Origin of the sequence: Streptomyces sp. NPDC046727 (genome assembly GCF_040645635.1) — a bacterium.
In the GTDB taxonomy this organism is placed as follows: domain Bacteria; phylum Actinomycetota; class Actinomycetes; order Streptomycetales; family Streptomycetaceae; genus Streptomyces.
In genome coordinates, this window is the sequence record NZ_JBEYYR010000002.1 from 41707 (window position 1) to 56753 (window position 15047).

The 15047-nt window shown below is 71.6% G+C and carries 12 protein-coding genes; 5 read left to right on the forward strand and 7 right to left on the reverse strand.

Going from position 1 to position 15047, the window contains the following annotated elements; genetic code table 11:
- Positions 1 to 43: 43 nt before the first annotated feature.
- Both ABZ937_RS02375 and ABZ937_RS02380 read right to left on the reverse strand, forming a co-directional pair.
- Complete coding sequence (locus tag ABZ937_RS02375; RefSeq protein WP_361684786.1) at positions 44 to 1711, reverse strand: class I adenylate-forming enzyme family protein; 1668 nt, start codon at positions 1709 to 1711, stop codon at positions 44 to 46.
- A complete protein-coding gene (locus tag ABZ937_RS02380) occupies positions 1708 to 3444 on the reverse strand; it encodes a CoA transferase (protein WP_361684788.1) in 1737 nt (578 codons plus the stop codon). Before ABZ937_RS02380 ends, ABZ937_RS02375 begins: the two co-directional genes overlap by 4 nt.
- Positions 3445 to 3569: 125 nt before the next feature.
- Between ABZ937_RS02380 and ABZ937_RS02385 the strand changes: the two genes are divergently transcribed.
- Complete coding sequence (locus ABZ937_RS02385) at positions 3570 to 4742, forward strand: acyl-CoA dehydrogenase family protein (protein WP_361684790.1); 1173 nt, start codon at positions 3570 to 3572, stop codon at positions 4740 to 4742.
- Here ABZ937_RS02385 and ABZ937_RS02390 read toward each other — a convergent pair.
- Together ABZ937_RS02390 and ABZ937_RS02395 are read right to left on the reverse strand one after the other, a co-directional pair.
- Positions 4739 to 5779 (reverse strand): sugar ABC transporter permease, encoded by a 1041-nt coding sequence (locus tag ABZ937_RS02390; RefSeq protein WP_361684792.1) that lies wholly within the window; start codon positions 5777 to 5779, stop codon positions 4739 to 4741. The two genes, ABZ937_RS02385 and ABZ937_RS02390, sit on opposite strands and share 4 nt — an antisense overlap.
- Positions 5776 to 6930: an MFS transporter gene (locus ABZ937_RS02395; RefSeq protein ID WP_361684794.1), complete on the reverse strand. Its 1155-nt coding sequence runs from the start codon at positions 6928 to 6930 to the stop codon at positions 5776 to 5778. Before ABZ937_RS02395 ends, ABZ937_RS02390 begins: the two co-directional genes overlap by 4 nt.
- 246 nt (positions 6931 to 7176) lie before the next feature.
- Here ABZ937_RS02395 and ABZ937_RS02400 point away from each other — a divergent pair, with 246 nt between their 5' ends.
- The 4 genes from ABZ937_RS02400 (at position 7177) to ABZ937_RS02415 (ending at position 11523) form a co-directional block, all read left to right on the forward strand.
- Entirely contained in the window at positions 7177 to 7932 is a 756-nt protein-coding gene (locus ABZ937_RS02400) for a hypothetical protein (protein WP_361684796.1), read from the forward strand.
- A gap of 189 nt (positions 7933 to 8121) precedes the next feature.
- Entirely contained in the window at positions 8122 to 8739 is a 618-nt protein-coding gene (locus ABZ937_RS02405) for a sigma-70 family RNA polymerase sigma factor (protein WP_361684798.1), read from the forward strand.
- 1361 nt (positions 8740 to 10100) lie between these two features.
- A complete protein-coding gene (locus tag ABZ937_RS02410) occupies positions 10101 to 10772 on the forward strand; it encodes a hypothetical protein (protein ID WP_361684800.1) in 672 nt (223 codons plus the stop codon).
- A 196-nt stretch (positions 10773 to 10968) separates the two neighbouring features.
- A complete protein-coding gene (locus ABZ937_RS02415; protein ID WP_361684802.1) occupies positions 10969 to 11523 on the forward strand; it encodes an ATP-binding protein in 555 nt (184 codons plus the stop codon).
- 82 nt (positions 11524 to 11605) lie between these two features.
- Here ABZ937_RS02415 and ABZ937_RS02420 read toward each other — a convergent pair whose 3' ends face one another.
- The 3 genes from ABZ937_RS02420 to ABZ937_RS02430 all read right to left on the reverse strand — a co-directional run bounded on the left by ABZ937_RS02420 (position 11606) and on the right by ABZ937_RS02430 (position 14736).
- Positions 11606 to 12340 (reverse strand): response regulator transcription factor, encoded by a 735-nt coding sequence (locus tag ABZ937_RS02420; RefSeq protein ID WP_361685397.1) that lies wholly within the window; start codon positions 12338 to 12340, stop codon positions 11606 to 11608.
- Between the two features lie 290 nt (positions 12341 to 12630).
- Complete coding sequence (locus ABZ937_RS02425) at positions 12631 to 13389, reverse strand: FMN-binding protein (protein WP_361684804.1); 759 nt, start codon at positions 13387 to 13389, stop codon at positions 12631 to 12633.
- Between the two features lie 57 nt (positions 13390 to 13446).
- A complete protein-coding gene (locus ABZ937_RS02430) occupies positions 13447 to 14736 on the reverse strand; it encodes a ferredoxin reductase family protein (protein WP_361684806.1) in 1290 nt (429 codons plus the stop codon).
- Between the last annotated feature and the right edge of the window lie 311 nt (positions 14737 to 15047).

Consider the following 15047-nt stretch of genomic DNA (forward strand, 5'->3'; position numbering starts at 1 on the left):
GCGAGGCCGCCCGGAGGCTCCGGGCGGCCCGCTCTCGTGGGGGTCAGACGGCCTGCGCGACGGATCTCGGCGCCTGCGCCGAACACCGTTCACGCAAGAGCGCCCGGTCCGGTTTGCCCGCCGGGGTGAGCGGCAACTCCGGTACGACCAGGAGACGTTCCGGGTGCTTGCGCCGCTCCAGGCCGCGCGCGTCCAGGTGCGCGCACAGCTCCTCCAACGTGGGTGCCGCCTCGCCCCGCGGCACGACGCAGGCGGCCAGCCGCTCGCCCATCAGCGGATCGGGCACGCCGACACACACCACGTCCCGTACGAGCGGATGTGCCGCCAGCTCCATCTCCACCTCGGCCGGGCTGATGTTGGCCCCGCCCCGGATGACGACGTCCTTCAGGCGCCCGACGATCCGCAGGTTCCCGTCCTCGTCGATGAGGCCGAGGTCGCCGGTGCGCACCCAGCCGTCGGCGGTGCGGTAGCGGGCGTCGAGGTCGGGGGCGGCGACGTAGCACAGCGGGGTCATCGGGCCGCGGGCGACGATCTCACCGACACAGCCGCGCGGTGCCTCCCGGAGTTCACTCGTGCCGGGGACGGCGATGCGTATGTCGGCGACGAGCGGGTCCGGGTGACCGGCGAGGACGCCCGGCCTTTCACCGCGCAGGGGAGGGTCGGACAGCCCGGTGTGGCAGTTGACGCCGTCGGCCGAGCCGTACAGGTTCACGACCGGGCAGCCGAAGACGCGCCGGGCCTCCTCAGCCGTGGCCTCGTCGAGCGGGGATCCGCCGACGATGACCGCCGTCGGGGGAGTGAACGCCGGATGGTGTCCCTCCGCGATCCGGTCCAGCATCATCCGGATCATGGTCGGTACGCCCAGGACATGGGTGGGCTCGTGCGCGGCGAGCGCGTCCAGGGCGGCCTCGGGCGTGAAGTGGTCCAGCAGGACGAGCGTTCCGCCGTGCCGGGCGAGGGTGACGGCGGTGCCGCTGCTACCGAAGGCGGAGGCCAGCGGTACGAGGAAGAGGCAGCGCGGCGGCCGGCTGTCCGGCATGAGCGCGGCGAGGAAGTTGCCGCGGCCGCCGGCCAGCGCGTTGTGCGAGTACGCCACCATCTTCGGCTCGGCCTCGGACCCGGACGAGACCAGGATGCGGGCGGCGGAGTCGGGGTCGGGGCGGACCGGCTTGAAGGACGTGGGGTCGGTGCGCAGCAGCGCGGAGAACGCGACCGTCCCCTCCGGGGCTCCGGGTCCGGCGGCGATCACCGTGCGCAGGGCGGGGAGTTCACCGGCGAGCGTGAGCAGATCGGCGGCATGGTGGTTGCCGCGGTGCTCGGTGGCGGCGATCACGGCGACCGCCTCCGCCCGGCGCAGCAGGGACGCCGCCTCGCGAGTGCCGCGGCCGACGGGGAAGGGCAGCGCGATGGCACCCAGCGCGGCCAGCGCCAGGTCGGCGACGACGGCGCCCCGGCCATTGGGCAGTTGTATGCCGACCACGTCACCGGCGCGTATGCCGAGCCCGGACAGACCGGCCGCCAGACATCGCGCCTTGCGGTCCAGGGCCGTGTAGCAGAGCTTTCCCTTGGCGTCGATGACCGCGGTGCGGTGCAGGTCGGCGACCTGGCGGGCGCGGTAGAGGCTGTAGAGGTCCAGGTCCGGGCAGGTGCCGTCGACGGCCCAGGTGCGGCGCAGCTCGGCGGGCAGCAGGTCGTGCAGGTCCACGGTCATGCGAAGCTCCAGGGGTCGGGAACGGCGGGGGCGCCGTACGCGTCGCGGGTGATCGGGCCGGAGGAGAGCAGGTCGGCGAGGTCGGTGACGACCGGGACGGCGGCCAGGCCGCGCTCGCGCAGCCGCTCCAGCGCCTGGTCTGTGGACAGCTCGGCGATGTCGTACGGGGCCGCGGACAGATCGGCCAGGGCGATCCAGCCGTCGGCGGTGCGCAGCGGGCGGCGGAACCCCGCCGGCCTGCGCGGGTCGAGTCCCTGCGCGGCCCGGGCCCGATGGGGTGCGGTGAGCACGTCGGCGGCGCCGAGCAGCGACGAGTCGACGCGTACCCCCCGTCCGGTGCGCTCCCGCAGCAGCAGCCCCGCCAGGATCGCCTCGGCACCGAGCAGGCCGCCGAGCACGTCGAGCAGCGTCATCAAGGACGGGGCGGCCGGCTCGTCGGCGGGCCGCACCGCCTCACCGACACCGGTGCGGGCCTGCACCATGAAGTCGGTGCCCATGGGCGCCTCGGACAACCGGTCCGCCCAGCCGCTGGTGTACGCGTAGACGAGCGCGGGATTGGCGCGGGCCAGGTGCTCGTGGTCGAGACCGAGCTGGGCGGCCTTGCCAGGTGCCCAGTTGTGCAGGAAGACATCCGCGTCGGCGGCCATCTCGCGCAGCCGCTCCCGGTCGGCCGCGGACTTGATGTCCACTTCGACGGCCTTCTTGCCCCGGTTCAACGCCAGCCAGCGCGCCGAGACGCCGGAACAGGCGGGCGGCATCCCGCGCAACGGGTCGCCGCCCGGCGGCTCGATCCGGATCACCTCCGCGCCCAGCAGGCCGAGAAGGTGAGCGGCGAGTGGGGCCTGGATACGCCGCCCGGCTTCCAGGACGGTGAATCCGGTGAGGGGCAGGGCGTCGGCGGAACTGCGTGGCGCGTACGCCTCGTCGTACGAGGTCAGCTGCCAGGGCGCCGCACCGTCGTACTCGGCCGCACGCTCGGCGAGCGAGTGCAACGGGCACACGTCGGCACCGGACATCTCGGCGGCGTACCGGATCCGCTCCCAGGACCTCGCCCGCGTCGCCTCGTGCAACGGCTGTAGGAAGGGCGCACAGGCCGTGGCATACCGGAACTGGAAGGGTCGCCACCCCCGCCGTATCGATTCTTCTGGGGCGTCCAGCGTGCGCCAGAACGACGCCCACACCCCCGGATCCAGCGTCTCCAGCTCGAAGACGATCCCGTCGGCCGACGTGAACGGCGGCCCGGCCGCAGCGAGTTCGACCGCTTCGCCCTCCTCGGCCCCGGCGGCGGCCAGGTACTGGGAGACCACGAGCAGCCCGGCCCGCTCGGCGCTGACCTCGACCTGTGTGACGTTCCCGCCGCGCGCCCGCGCCAGCAGCCCGGCCAGCAGGCCCTGCACGGCAAGCACGCCGGTGGCCGTGGCGGTGTAGTCGACGGCGAGACCGCGCGGGGTGCCGTCCCGGCGGCCGTGTACGGCCATGATGCCGGTCGCCGCCTGGACGGTGGCCTCGTCGGTCGCGGTCCCTCCCCACGTGCTGCGGGCGGTGACCCCACCGATGTCGCCTCCGGTGACGGTGAGCCGGCCGCCGCAGCCCCCGTCGGTCTCGGCGCCCAGCAGCCGCAGATGCTCCGCGACGAGACCGTCCGCCGGGCCCGGCGGACCGTCGCCCCGCAGACGGAGACCGTCGAGTGGTCCGGCCGTCCGCGCGACGGCCGGTATGGCTGGAGTTGCCATGCCTCTCCTTTCCTGACGCGCGGGAACCCGGGGACGGTCGCCCCCGACCTGTTCCACGGAAGAGGGAGTCGGACGGCCGGCGGCCGGGGTTCCCGCGGATCACGAGGAAAGTGACGGAGACCCGCATGGACGAGATCACCGGGACGCCCCACTGTCCGTCGGACGCAACGGCGTTGAGGGATCGCGTCGCCGAGTTCGTACGCGGACGGGTGATGCCCTGCGAGCCCGTACTGGACGCCGGCGGCGCGGAGGCCGCCGCCGTGCTGCGCAGGCTCCAGCGCGAGGCGAAGACCGAAGGGCTGTGGGCGCTCCCGCTTCCCTCGGAACTGGGCGGCCAGGGGCTGCGGCTGCGGTCGTACGCCCATGTCGCCGAGGCAGAGGGAGCCAGCGACCACGGCCCGGCCGCCCTCGGCTCGGCACCCCTGCTCGACGCGCTGATGCTGTGGCGGCACGGCAGCCCGGCCGTCCGTGAACGGTACGCCGAACGCCTGGTCGCCGGAGACATACGGGCCTGCTACGCCATGACCGAGCCCGAGACGCCGGGCACCGACCCCTTCCTCACCACCACGCGTGCCGTACCGGGGGACGACGGAACGTGGCGGGTGAGCGGACGCAAATGGTTCACCAGCGGGGCGGTCGACGCCGACCTCGTCACGGTCCTCGCACGCACCCACGGCACACCGCCGGACCGCGAGGGACTCTCACTGCTCCTGGTACCGACAAACTCGCCGGGCTTCCGTGTGGTGCGTGAACTACCGGTGCTCGGCGCGGGCGGGCAGTGGGAGATCGAGCTGGACGGGGTCGTGGTGGGTGGCGACCACCTGATCGGCGAGGGCGGCAAGGCACTGGACGTCGCGGCCGAACGGCTCCAACTCGGCCGCACACTGCGCTGCCTGCGCTGGTTGGGGCAGGCGGGGCGTGCCTTCGACCTGATGCGCGCACGCGCGACGGCCCGTACCCGCTCCCGCGGCCCGCTCGCAGACCTTCAGCTCGTCCAGCGCCACGTCTTCGAGTCGCTGCTCGCCCTGCGCACGACCCGCCCGCTCGTGTACGAGGCCGTGGCCCGCCTGGACGCCGGCCTCGACGCGCACGTGGAGGTGGGCCTGGCCAAGGTGGCCGCCGCCCGCACTCTCCAGCAGGTGGCCGACGCGGCGATCCAGGTGCACGGTGCTGCGGGCCTCGGCCCGGACACCGCTCTGCCCGCGCTGTTCCGCACCGGCAGGGCGGCCCGGATCCTCGACGGCCCGGACGAACTGCACATCACCTCGGTCGCGCGGCGGGTGCTGCGTGCCCCCTAGATTTCGTGGGGATCGATGAGGCCGGCGAGGGCGGCGAGCGCGCAGGCGAGGAAGAAGTCGCCCCAGATCAGCTCGTGCCGTGTCGCCGTTCCCGTGGTGAGGTCGTAGCAGCCGTCCAGGAGACGGCCGTCCCCCGAGAGATGGGTGCGGACCAGCTCTTCCAGTATCCCGACGGCTCCTTCGCGTCGGCCGAGCCTGAGCAGAGCCACCGCGGAGATGGCGGCGGCGGAGGTGTCGAGGGGGCCTCCCGGGTGGGTCTCGTCCGCGGGCGGGACGGCGTGGGCCGGGATCAAGCGGCGTGCGACATCCGCCAGATCGTCGGCGCCGAGACGGTGTACGGCGTCGGCCACGGCCAGCAGCAGCCAGGCCCGGCCCCGGCTCCAGCCGGGCGGCGGATCGTCGCACGGAACCCAGCGCGCAGGGCGCTCGTACCACCAGGACCAGCCGAAGGAGCCGTTGTCGAGACAGAGTTCGAGATGGCGGCGCAGATGAGCCTCGGCAGCCTGCTCATCCACCGTTGCCAGGAGCGGCACCATGCCCGGTACGCCGTCCACGCGAGCCAGGAGGCGGGGGCCGCCGAACGCCGAGCCCCACGGGACGAGACCGAGTCCGGCGTCGTACGCATCCCGGCAGGCGCGGGCGGCTCGATCTCGCAGCTCGGTGGCCTCGCGCGTGTCGGCGAGCGCGGTCCCGTACCAGAAGATCAGTCCGCGGGCGGCCGTGTCGGCGTGCACCCAGTCCGCGAGCCGAGCGGTGTACTTCGCCGCCGCCTCGTGAGCGCCGTCGTCCGCTGCGTACCGGGCGCGCAGCCACAGCAGCCCCGCCCAGAAGCCTCCCGTCCACGAGCCGCGTCCGGTCGTCGTCCACCGGCCGGTGCAAGGGTCGGCGAACAGCGGGAAACGGTCACCGACTTCGGTCTGGGTGGCAGCCACCCGCTCCAGGACGGAATCCAGCGCAGGAGCCACCCAGTCGGGGACGTCAGGGCGGGGCTGCCGAGCCATGCCCGCCGAACCCTTCACCGCACGCGGCGTGCTCATCGCCGTACGACCGAACGCCGCTCACGCACCGCCCACGTCAGTGCCACCACACTCGCCCCCACGAACTCTCCCGCGACCAGCAGCCACCCGGTCCCGTATCGCCCTGCGCCCGCCAGCAGCCCGAACAGCGGCGGGCCGATCGCGAACCCGGCGAAGAAACCGGCCGAGACCAGCGCCGAGTCCTGTCCGGCCCGGCCCGGTGCCGCACGCTGCATCACCAGCACCATCGAGACCGCGTTGGCGGCCACCGCGAAGACGCCCACGGCCACCGCAGCGGCCCACGCCAGCAGGTGCGCGTACGCCGAGGCCGCCAGCAGCAGCGCGGCCCCCACCGCACCACCGGCCAGTCCACCCGGCAGCCACACAGCCCGACCCGGCCGGCCCGCCACCTTCGACCAGCCCACCCGCCCCGCCATGCCCGCGATGCCCAGCACCGCCACCAACGCACCGGCCGCTGTCGGCCCGAGCCCGAGCCGCCGCACGCCGTACAACGCCAGATACGTGTTCACCGACGCGATGCCGCAGCCCAGCAGCAGCGAGAAGGCTGCCAGCCAGGCGATGGCGCCGCGCGGGACCCACGAGGCCGGCGCGGCCTTCGGCGGCGGGTCGGCGGGCAAGGCGCGAGCCGCCCAGACGGCCGCCAGCACGGCCGCGCCGGCCGCCGCCCACACCGCGCCCCGCCAGCCGGTGATCCCGGCCAGCGCGGCCAGCGGCAGCCCGGCCGCGAACGCGCCCAGCTGCACCCCGGACTGCTTCATCCCGGTCACCGAGCCACGCCGCTCCGCCGGTACCGTGGCCAGGATCGCCTTGTTCGTGGCGGGGTTCGCCAGCGCCTGCGGGAGCCCGCCCAGCGCGACCGCCGCCAGCAGGAACCCGGCGCCCGGCGCCGACCCGATGAGCGCCAGCGCCACCGCCGACACGAGCAGCAGCGCGACCAGGCACCGGCGCGGACCCAGCCGGTCCACCACACGCCCGCCCGCCGGGGAGAGCACGGCCGCGGCGCCGAAGCCGACGGTCGTCGTCAGCCCCAGCCCGGTCGGTGACACCTTCAGGTCGTCCACGAGCCGTGGTCCGAGCGCGCCGAGCAGGAAGAGCTGCATCATCGAGAAGGCCATGGCACACGTCAGCAGCGCCGTCACGGCACCGGTCACCCGTGCCGGGCCTTCTTCGGCCGCCGTCCCGATCTGACTCTGAGTCTGGCTCTGGTCCGCCGCCACCGGCGTTCCTCCTCCCCACCCGGGAAATCTCCGGGGCTTCGAGAGAGGTCGGGTTCAATCGCCGAGGAGTTCCGGCCCGTTTCTGTGGCCTGGATCACAAGTTCGGGGCTGAGGGGGGCATAGTCCGTTTTCCGTACCCCCCGGTGACCATGGAAGCGCGGATGCGAGGATGAGGCCGCCATGACTGCTGGGTGGTGTTCTCGCACGGTACGGGCCGCGGTGTTCGCGGCCTGCTGTGTGCTGCTCACCGCCCTGGCTCACGTCATGATGTCGGGAACCGCGGTGCCCTGGTGGGCCATGACCGCGGGCGCGGTGGCGACGGGCGGTATGGCCTGGCGGCTGGCCGACCGGGAACGCGGACCGCTTCTCGTCGTCTCCGTCGCGGTGGCCACCCAGGCCGTACTCCACTCGTCGTTCTCTCTCGCCCAGGCCGTCGCCCACCCCGCACCGTCCGGCGGGAGGTCGCTCGCCCAGCAGTGGCTCACCTACCTCCTGTGCGGTTCGCCGCCGGGGGCAGGCTCCATGAGCGAGACGAACTCAACGGGCCACGACATGGCCGCCATGCATTCCATGCATTCCATGGGCTCGATGGGCTCCATGGGCTCGATGGACCACATGGCTTCCGCAGCGCCCGCCGGCGCCGTTGCCCACGACATGGCCGGCATGTCCTCGACCGGCATGCTCCTCGCCCACCTGTTGGCGGCGCTGCTGTGCGCGCTGTGGCTCGCGTACGGCGAACGTGCCGCGTTCCGCATCCTGCGGGCCGTCGCCGGCTGGTTCTTCGCGCCGCTGTGTCTGCTCCTCCGGCTGCCCGTGCCGCCGCACCGGCCGCGTGTCCGCGCCCGCCGAGCGGAGTCGGACCGGGCGCCGCGCCGCCTCCTCCTCACCCACGCGATCACCTCTCGGGGCCCGCCCTCCGGGACCGCTGTCGCCTGACGACAGCCGGTTCCCCGAGGCCGTCCCCACAGCCGTCGAGCCGTCGGTTCTCCGCCTCGGGCATCGGCCGTGCGCTCCAGCGCCCGGCCGTCCACCCCATCACCGGTTCCGGTCGGGCCGCCCCGCTGCCCTGCGGCGCGCGCCTGGCCGGACGCCGGACACCTGATTCCCGAGAAGGACAGATCCCAGGTGATCACTCCTGCCCTGCCTGCATCGCGCGAGCAATCGAGGAAGAGCGCGAGAGAAGACTCGATCACGGCCCTGGCCCTCGCCGCCCGCAGCGGCGACCCCGATGCCGTCGACCTCTTCGTACGCGCACTGCACCGAGACGTCCGCCGCTATGTGACGTACCTCGGTGCCGACCCCCAGAGCGCCGACGACCTGACTCAGGACACCTTCCTGCGGGCCCTGGGCAGCCTGCACCGGTTCGAAGGCCGCTCCTCGGCCCGCACCTGGCTGCTGTCCATCGCCCGTCGGACGGTCATCGACAGCATCCGCTACAACTCTTCCCGCCCCCGCCTGTCGGACACGGACGACTGGCAGTCGGTCGCCGAACGCACCCAGCCGCGCGACCTGCCCGGCTTCGACGACGGCATCGCCCTCACCGAGCTGCTGGACACGCTCCCCGACGACCGCCGCGAGGCGTTCGTCCTCACTCAGATGGTGGGACTTCCCTACGCGGAGGCGGCCCTGCTCAGCGACTGCCCGATCGGCACGGTCCGCTCGCGGGTCGCCCGCGCCCGCACCTCGCTCATCGAGTGGCTGGACGAGGCCGAGCAGGCCGCGCCGGTGGCCGCAGCGGCATGACGTACCGGTCGTACGGCGGCCTGGATCACCGAGTGATCCGGGCCGCCGGCTTCCATGGCCGCATGGACCCGTCGGGTGCCGTGCGGGTGTCCGAGGTGACCTTGGCGGTGCGGAGCGCGCACGACACTGTTCGCCGTGCTGTGCGAGTTGCTTGCCGCCGGGGCACATGCCCTGGCCACGGGCCCGGCGCCGCGTGTGCGGACGCAGGTCGCCGCGGTCGTGCCGCTGCTCGTGGTCGGCTGGGAGCAAGTTCTGGGTGTTGTGTGAGGGGGGTTGAGCATGTTCTGCGAACCTGCACCCAGGCCATCAATCAGCTCAAGTCCGTCCTCGTTACGGCTGATCCCGCCTTGCGAGAAGAGCCGGCTCACTTGGGCCATGCGGAACTCTTCCGTACCTGTGCGCGGTTCGCCGACGTGAGCGGTCACGAGGAGGGCGGCGCGGAGGCGGTGCTGCAGGCGACTCGGATCACGCTGGATCTGCCGGCCCAGCGGATCGACGAGCTCTCCGAGCAGATCCGTCTCGAGTTCGACTGTGCTTGCGCGCATGACGCGCTCGGCTCCTCATGCAGTTCGTGTTCCTGTAATGCGCTCGGGGACGCTGGATTTGCGATCGCAGCCACCAAGACGGGATCCACCAGACGACACGGCCCTGCGGCGAGACCGGGCGGGTTCTGTCGTGTGGTGGTTGATGCGGTGCGCCCTGCTCCGGCGGGCCCAGCGGTATTCCGACAGGGCGCGTACCGGTCTCGGACGTGGCATGGGTACTCCCGGTGGTCGTCCAGGCGAGAGCGGCGGCTGAGAGCGTGAGGATGGTGGCTGGCACAAGGTGGCTGGGCAGGCAGACGCCTCCTCGGTGCCGGGGCCTCAGGCGAGGGCGGAAGTTCCGGTGGTGGTGGGACGGCCGACCGTTCGCTGACGGATTCGGCGCGCTTCCATAGCTCCAGCAGCTCCAGCAGCTCCAGCAGCTCCAGCAGGTCGGTCGGCCTGAGTCGCCCCAGTCCCGCGACTGCTGAACGGGACGGAACTGTGTGCCGTTGGGGTAACGGTGCCAGGCCGACTTGCTGTGCGCGGTGCGCGCGGCAGCACCGGCAGCTAGCGTCCTTCGGGTCGCGCATGCGCTCCAGCAGGGCCCTGGTTTCCGGTTCGAGAGATTCGGGCAGCGGCTGCCAGTGGCGCATGTCATCCCCGTCCCTGGTAGGAGCGTCAGCCGGTGTGTCCCCGGCGCCTCTTCGACCGCCGGTCCGAAGACGGTCACCGGACATGGTCCCGATTCCCAAGCGCCGAGCCACTCCCGTGCAGGACGGAAGCGGTGGCGTTCATGCGAGGCATGTGAGCGACGAATGTTCGTCTAGGGTGAGCGGCGTGCGTGAGATCGTTGGCGTCAGAGCCATGCCCGGGGGACGTGTACGTGTCCAGTTCCATGACCACGGTTTCGTCGTCCGCCGCGACCGGCTTGCCGGCCGCATTGCTGAAGCGTTCCTCGGCGACACGGCCGGATGTGTCACGATCTTGGTACTGCTCGCTTCCGTGGGCCTCCACAGCCTGCTGAACAAGGTCGGTGCGCCGCACGTCGTCGCCGTGGGTTGCCTGTGGGTGTTCATCGTCTCAGCCTGCTATGCCGCGCTCCTCGCGCTGCTGCGCTGGGCGGCCGGGGTGGTGGCGAACATTGTGGTCTTTGTCCTCGTCGTGGTGACGCTGCCCGGTCTGCTGATCCCGGGTTATCGGCGGAAGGTGCTGCGCCGATGGCGCGATGGCGGCCCGGAGTCCGAGCCGGGGTGGGTGCCTGCCACCGCCCTCGGCGGAGTGTGGCTGGGCCAGGAGAATCCGGGCACCGACGCCGTGGTGACGATCCAGCGCGTCGACGGATCCGCCGTCTCCTACGCCGCCCGGCCCGACGCGGCCCGCGAGTTGCACTGCGGGTTCGAGGCACTGCTGCGCACCCACGGCTCGGCTCCTACGGCGATGCCGCATCAGCAATCTGCGCCTGGAGCCGCGTCGTACCAGTCCTGGCATCCGGGGTCACCTCTCAGCTGACAACGATCGACGTAGCGGCGCGTGCCTCTCCCGTTTCGACCTCCCTGTCTTCGGAGCCGATCCGACCATGCCCTTCTTCAGCAAGCGCCGTACCGTCCGGCTCTCCCAGCACCGTACGGCCGACAGCCCGTTCGGGCCGATACGGATCAGCTACGACAGCTAGCCCAGCGTCATCGCGCTCGTCCAGGGAACCGCCATGCCGCCCGTCACGGTCCGGCCCAGCCGTGAGCACGGCTGGATCAAGGTAGACGGGCGGGTGATCTCCACGCGCCGGGGTAGCGACAGCCGCTGGGCCCTGCGCCGCAGAACACGCACCCGCACGTCCGTGGTGGGGGAATGCACCTACTTTGAGGGCAGTGAGGGGATCGCTGCCGCTCGTGATCTCGCCCAGTCTTTCTTGACGGACGTGCAAGCCGTTCATGGACTTCCTGTGTCCGGCCGCGCCATGGGCGTGGTGCAGTTGGTGGTCAGTGAGTCGGTCACCAACGCCCGCACATACGCGCCGGGACTGTGTCTGCTGTCGCTGCAGGTCCAGGACGGTGCCATTGAGGTGACCGTGTGGGACAGCGGCACCACCCTGCCTTCGATCTCGGCACCGGATCCGGGCCGGGTCGGCCAGCACGGGCTAGAGATCGTGATGGCCGTCTGCCAGAGCTTCAGGGTCTACCGGGAACCAGTAGGCAAGAGGATCACTGCGGCCATCGTGCTGGCCGATGATCCGGGCGAGGACGTGGCCGGCCGCCGGCTTTGACGGCCAGTTGATCCGGTCCTTGCTCGGTGCCGGCGTCGGCCGCAGCTGGACGCACACCCAGAAGCAGCCCGCTGTTTGCCGTTCAGGCGTACGCGCTGTCGCCGGGGACGGTGAGCCGGAAGCCGATTCCACGGACAGTGGCGATCCAGGCCGGGTCGCCGAGCTTGCGGCGCAGCGCCGATACGTGCACGTCGAGGGTGCGGGTGGGGCCGAAGTAGTTGGGGTCCCATACCGTGTCGAGGATCTGCTGGCGGGAGTGCACGGCGCCAGGGTCGCTGGCCAGTTGGGCGAGTAGATCGAATTCCTTAGGGGTGAGCGTGAGCGGGCGGCCGTCGATGGTGACGCCCCGGGTGCGCCGGTTGATGGTCAGCGGGCCGAGGTGCTGGACGCCGCGCTCCTCGGGAAGTTGCGTGCGCTGGAGGGGGAGTCCCGTTGCCGTGCCGGTATTGAGCGGGGCGTGCCTCTCGGGGTGGGTGCGACGTGTGACGGCTCTGATCCGGGCGACCAACTCGCGTACGCCGAAGGGCTTGGAGAGGTAGTCGTCCGCTCCGACTTCCAGGCCGACGACGCGGTCGGTTTCTTCGCTTCGTGCGGTGATCATGATGATGGGGACGGCGGAGCGGGCGCGCAGGGCCCGGCAGACGTCGATGCCGTCCATGTCGGGCAGTCCGAGGTCCAGAAGGATGAGGTCGGCGGTGGAGGCGGACAGAGCGGAGGCTCCGGATTTGACGTGGTCGACGGCGAAGCCGTAGCGGTTCAGCCCTTCCATGATGGGGCCGGCGATCCGGTCGTCGTCTTCGACGAGCAGGAGCTGCATGGATTCTGCTGTGGGTTCGGCCGGAACGACCTGTTCGGCCCCCGCGGTGTACGCGGGCTCGCTATTCGTCGGCATGGCTGTGTCCGTGATCGTCTGGGTTGTGCTCGCCGTGGGCATCGCGGCGCGCGGTGGTGGTGACGGTGCGGCTGGTGTGACTGGGCGTTGCGTTGTGGGGACGACCCTACGGGTGAGGAGGGAAACTCGGGGCCAGAAGCCCTCCAGTGCCGTGTTAGCAGGTGGCCAATATTCCGACATGGGTGACCGGCTGGCCTCTGTGGTTCGTAGGTGACTTACGCCTTTGCGGCGTCGATGGCTGCCTGCAGAGACTCTTTGTACGAGGTGCTCGTGAAGCTCGCTCCGGACACCGCGTCGATGGTTGCGCTCTGTGCGGCCAGGGCCTCCTGGCGCAGGGCGGGGATGGCTTTGGCGTTGATCTGCGCGCTACGCGCCGGTGTGGTGGGGAAGCCGGCGGTGACGTCCGTGATGCGGCCGCCGGAGACGGTGATCGTGGTCTGGATAGTGCCGTATTCGTTACGGGCGGCAGGTCCGCGGAAGGTGCCGTTCTTCAGGCCGGTCCGGGTGGCCGTGGAAGAAGGAGCGGGCGTCGCGATGGGCGCCGCGGGAGGTGCCGAGGTGCATGGCACGCTGGGAGCGGCGGCAGTGGGGGTGGGCGGGGGCGTGGAGGTGCCGGTTGGTGTGCCGGTTGTCCCGTTCGTCGGCGCAGGGGTGGCCCGGGCGTCGTCGCCTCCGTCGTCGCCCTCGTCGTGGTGGTCGCCGTCGCCCCCGTCGTCGTCCCCGGCTGCGACGTATGCCGCGGGTTCCGCCGCGCCGCTACCGGTGAACGCTGCGGGGCAGGTGCCGGGGCTGCTCGCGGAAGGCGCGGATGCGGGCGGGCTGGTGGGGGTGCCTATGGTCGCGGCTTCTCCCGGCTGTGGGGAACCGGCGGTGGACGAGGCGTCGGCGCCGACAGGGGCCATGCCCAGTTTCAGCGTGGTCAACAGGCCGGTCGCGGCGGCGGTGCCGATGACGGCGGCGATGGTTCTGCGCATGGGGATGCCTTCAGACGTAGGGCCAGGGCTCGGAGCGGTTGTGCAGCGGCGCGGGGTTCAGAACTCGAAGGGGTCGAGGTGGATCTGTCGGTCGGGCACCCGCAGTCGGCGGAGCACGTTCAGCGCCGTGTTGATGAAGCCGGGAGGTCCGCACAGATACACGTCGCGGTCCGCGATGTCCGGCGCCAGGTCCCTCATGCCCTCGGGTGTGAACAGGCTTTGGGGCCAGGCGTCTTCGCGGCGGCCGAGCACGTAGTGAGTCTGTGCGTCGCGCTGGACCGCGAGGTCGTCGAGTTCGCCTCGGAAGACGATTTCCTCTTCGGTGCGGGCCCGGTAGATCACGACCGTTCGTGGGGGCAGCTGTTCGAGCAGAGCGCGTATGGGGGCGATGCCGCTTCCGGCAGCGATGAGCAGGGCCTTCGGGCAGTGCCGCCGGTCGGCGGTGAAGGTCCCGAACGGCCCTTCAGCCAGGACCCTGGTGCCTGAGGACAGGGACCGCAGTCGGCTGGTGTGGTCGCCGACGGGATTGACCGTCAGCCGCAGCCACTGCCGATTGGGCGCACTGGACAGCGAGAAGGGGTGGGACTGCAGCCAGCCCTGCCGGGTGAGGAAGCGCCAGCGGAAGAACTGTCCCGCTCTGGCGCCGATCTTCTCCAGGTGCCTGCCCTGGACGTAGATGGAGAACATGCCGCCGGCCTCGGGCACCACGGCGGTGACCTTTAGTTGGTGGCGCAGATTCAGCGCGAGTGGTTCCACCACGCGTCCCCAGGCGAGGCAGGCGATCACGAGGGCGTACAGGACGGTCCAGTAGCCGCGGGCCAGCGGTGACTGCAGGTCGCTGCCGAGTGTGAGCTGGTGGCCATAGCCGAGCAGCAGCACCAGGTAGGCGGTCAGGTGCAGGACGTACCAAATCTCATAGCGCATCCGGTGGCGTACAGAGCGGACGGCCAGCAAGGCAAGGGCGACGAGGAGGCCGGTGGCGGAGAACGCGCCGACCATGTCCTCGTACGTGGTCAGCATCGTCCAGGTCTGCGAAGTGAAGGAGACGCTGCCGGACAGCGCATAGCCCTCGGTGATCAGTACGGTGTGGGCGACGACCAACACGACGGTAGTGGCGCCTAGTTGGCGGTGCCAGGTCATCAGGGCGTGTGCCCCGGCCCAGTCCTCCAGCCAGCTCACCCGGCTCATCATCAGCACCTGGGCCAGCAGCACGAAGCCGCCGGCCATGCCGGTGATGCGGCCTGCCGCAGTCAGTGCCCCGGCCAGGTCGGTGATGGACTGCCCCGGGGTGTTGAACCACCACAGGGCGACGCTGGCGGCCAGGAGTCCCCAGAACGCGAGGACCACAAGGAGCCGGTTGCCCTCTGCCTCGCTTCCGGCAGCTGGAGCGGGAGGAACAGTCTCGACGGCGGCAGACTCGCCGACTGCCGGCGCATCGGCCGGATCAAGTGGCCCTTGCAGCCGCGCCCGCTGAGGGCGGCGGCTGCGTCGGTGCCGACGGGCGTGATTCCCCGAAACCACGGGGAAGGCGCTGGGCTGTGGTCCTGCTCCTTCCGCTGCACGGGAGCTGGCTGCTGCGCCAACGGCCCAGGAATCGGCGGTGGAATGGAAGAGGGTCGTGTCTCCGCTGGAGACGGAGGTGGCAGCAAGAGACGGAA

Coding starts and splice junctions, on each gene's coding strand:
- ABZ937_RS02375 (WP_361684786.1), bottom strand. CDS start 1,711: ATGACCGTGGACCTGCACGACCTGCTGCCCGCCGAGCTGCGCCGCACC.
- ABZ937_RS02380 (WP_361684788.1), bottom strand. CDS start 3,444: ATGGCAACTCCAGCCATACCGGCCGTCGCGCGGACGGCCGGACCACTC.
- ABZ937_RS02385 (WP_361684790.1), top strand. CDS start 3,570: ATGGACGAGATCACCGGGACGCCCCACTGTCCGTCGGACGCAACGGCG.
- ABZ937_RS02390 (WP_361684792.1), bottom strand. CDS start 5,779: ATGAGCACGCCGCGTGCGGTGAAGGGTTCGGCGGGCATGGCTCGGCAG.
- ABZ937_RS02400 (WP_361684796.1), top strand. CDS start 7,177: ATGACTGCTGGGTGGTGTTCTCGCACGGTACGGGCCGCGGTGTTCGCG.
- ABZ937_RS02415 (WP_361684802.1), top strand. CDS start 10,969: ATGCCGCCCGTCACGGTCCGGCCCAGCCGTGAGCACGGCTGGATCAAG.
- ABZ937_RS02420 (WP_361685397.1), bottom strand. CDS start 12,340: ATGCAGCTCCTGCTCGTCGAAGACGACGACCGGATCGCCGGCCCCATC.
- ABZ937_RS02425 (WP_361684804.1), bottom strand. CDS start 13,389: ATGCGCAGAACCATCGCCGCCGTCATCGGCACCGCCGCCGCGACCGGC.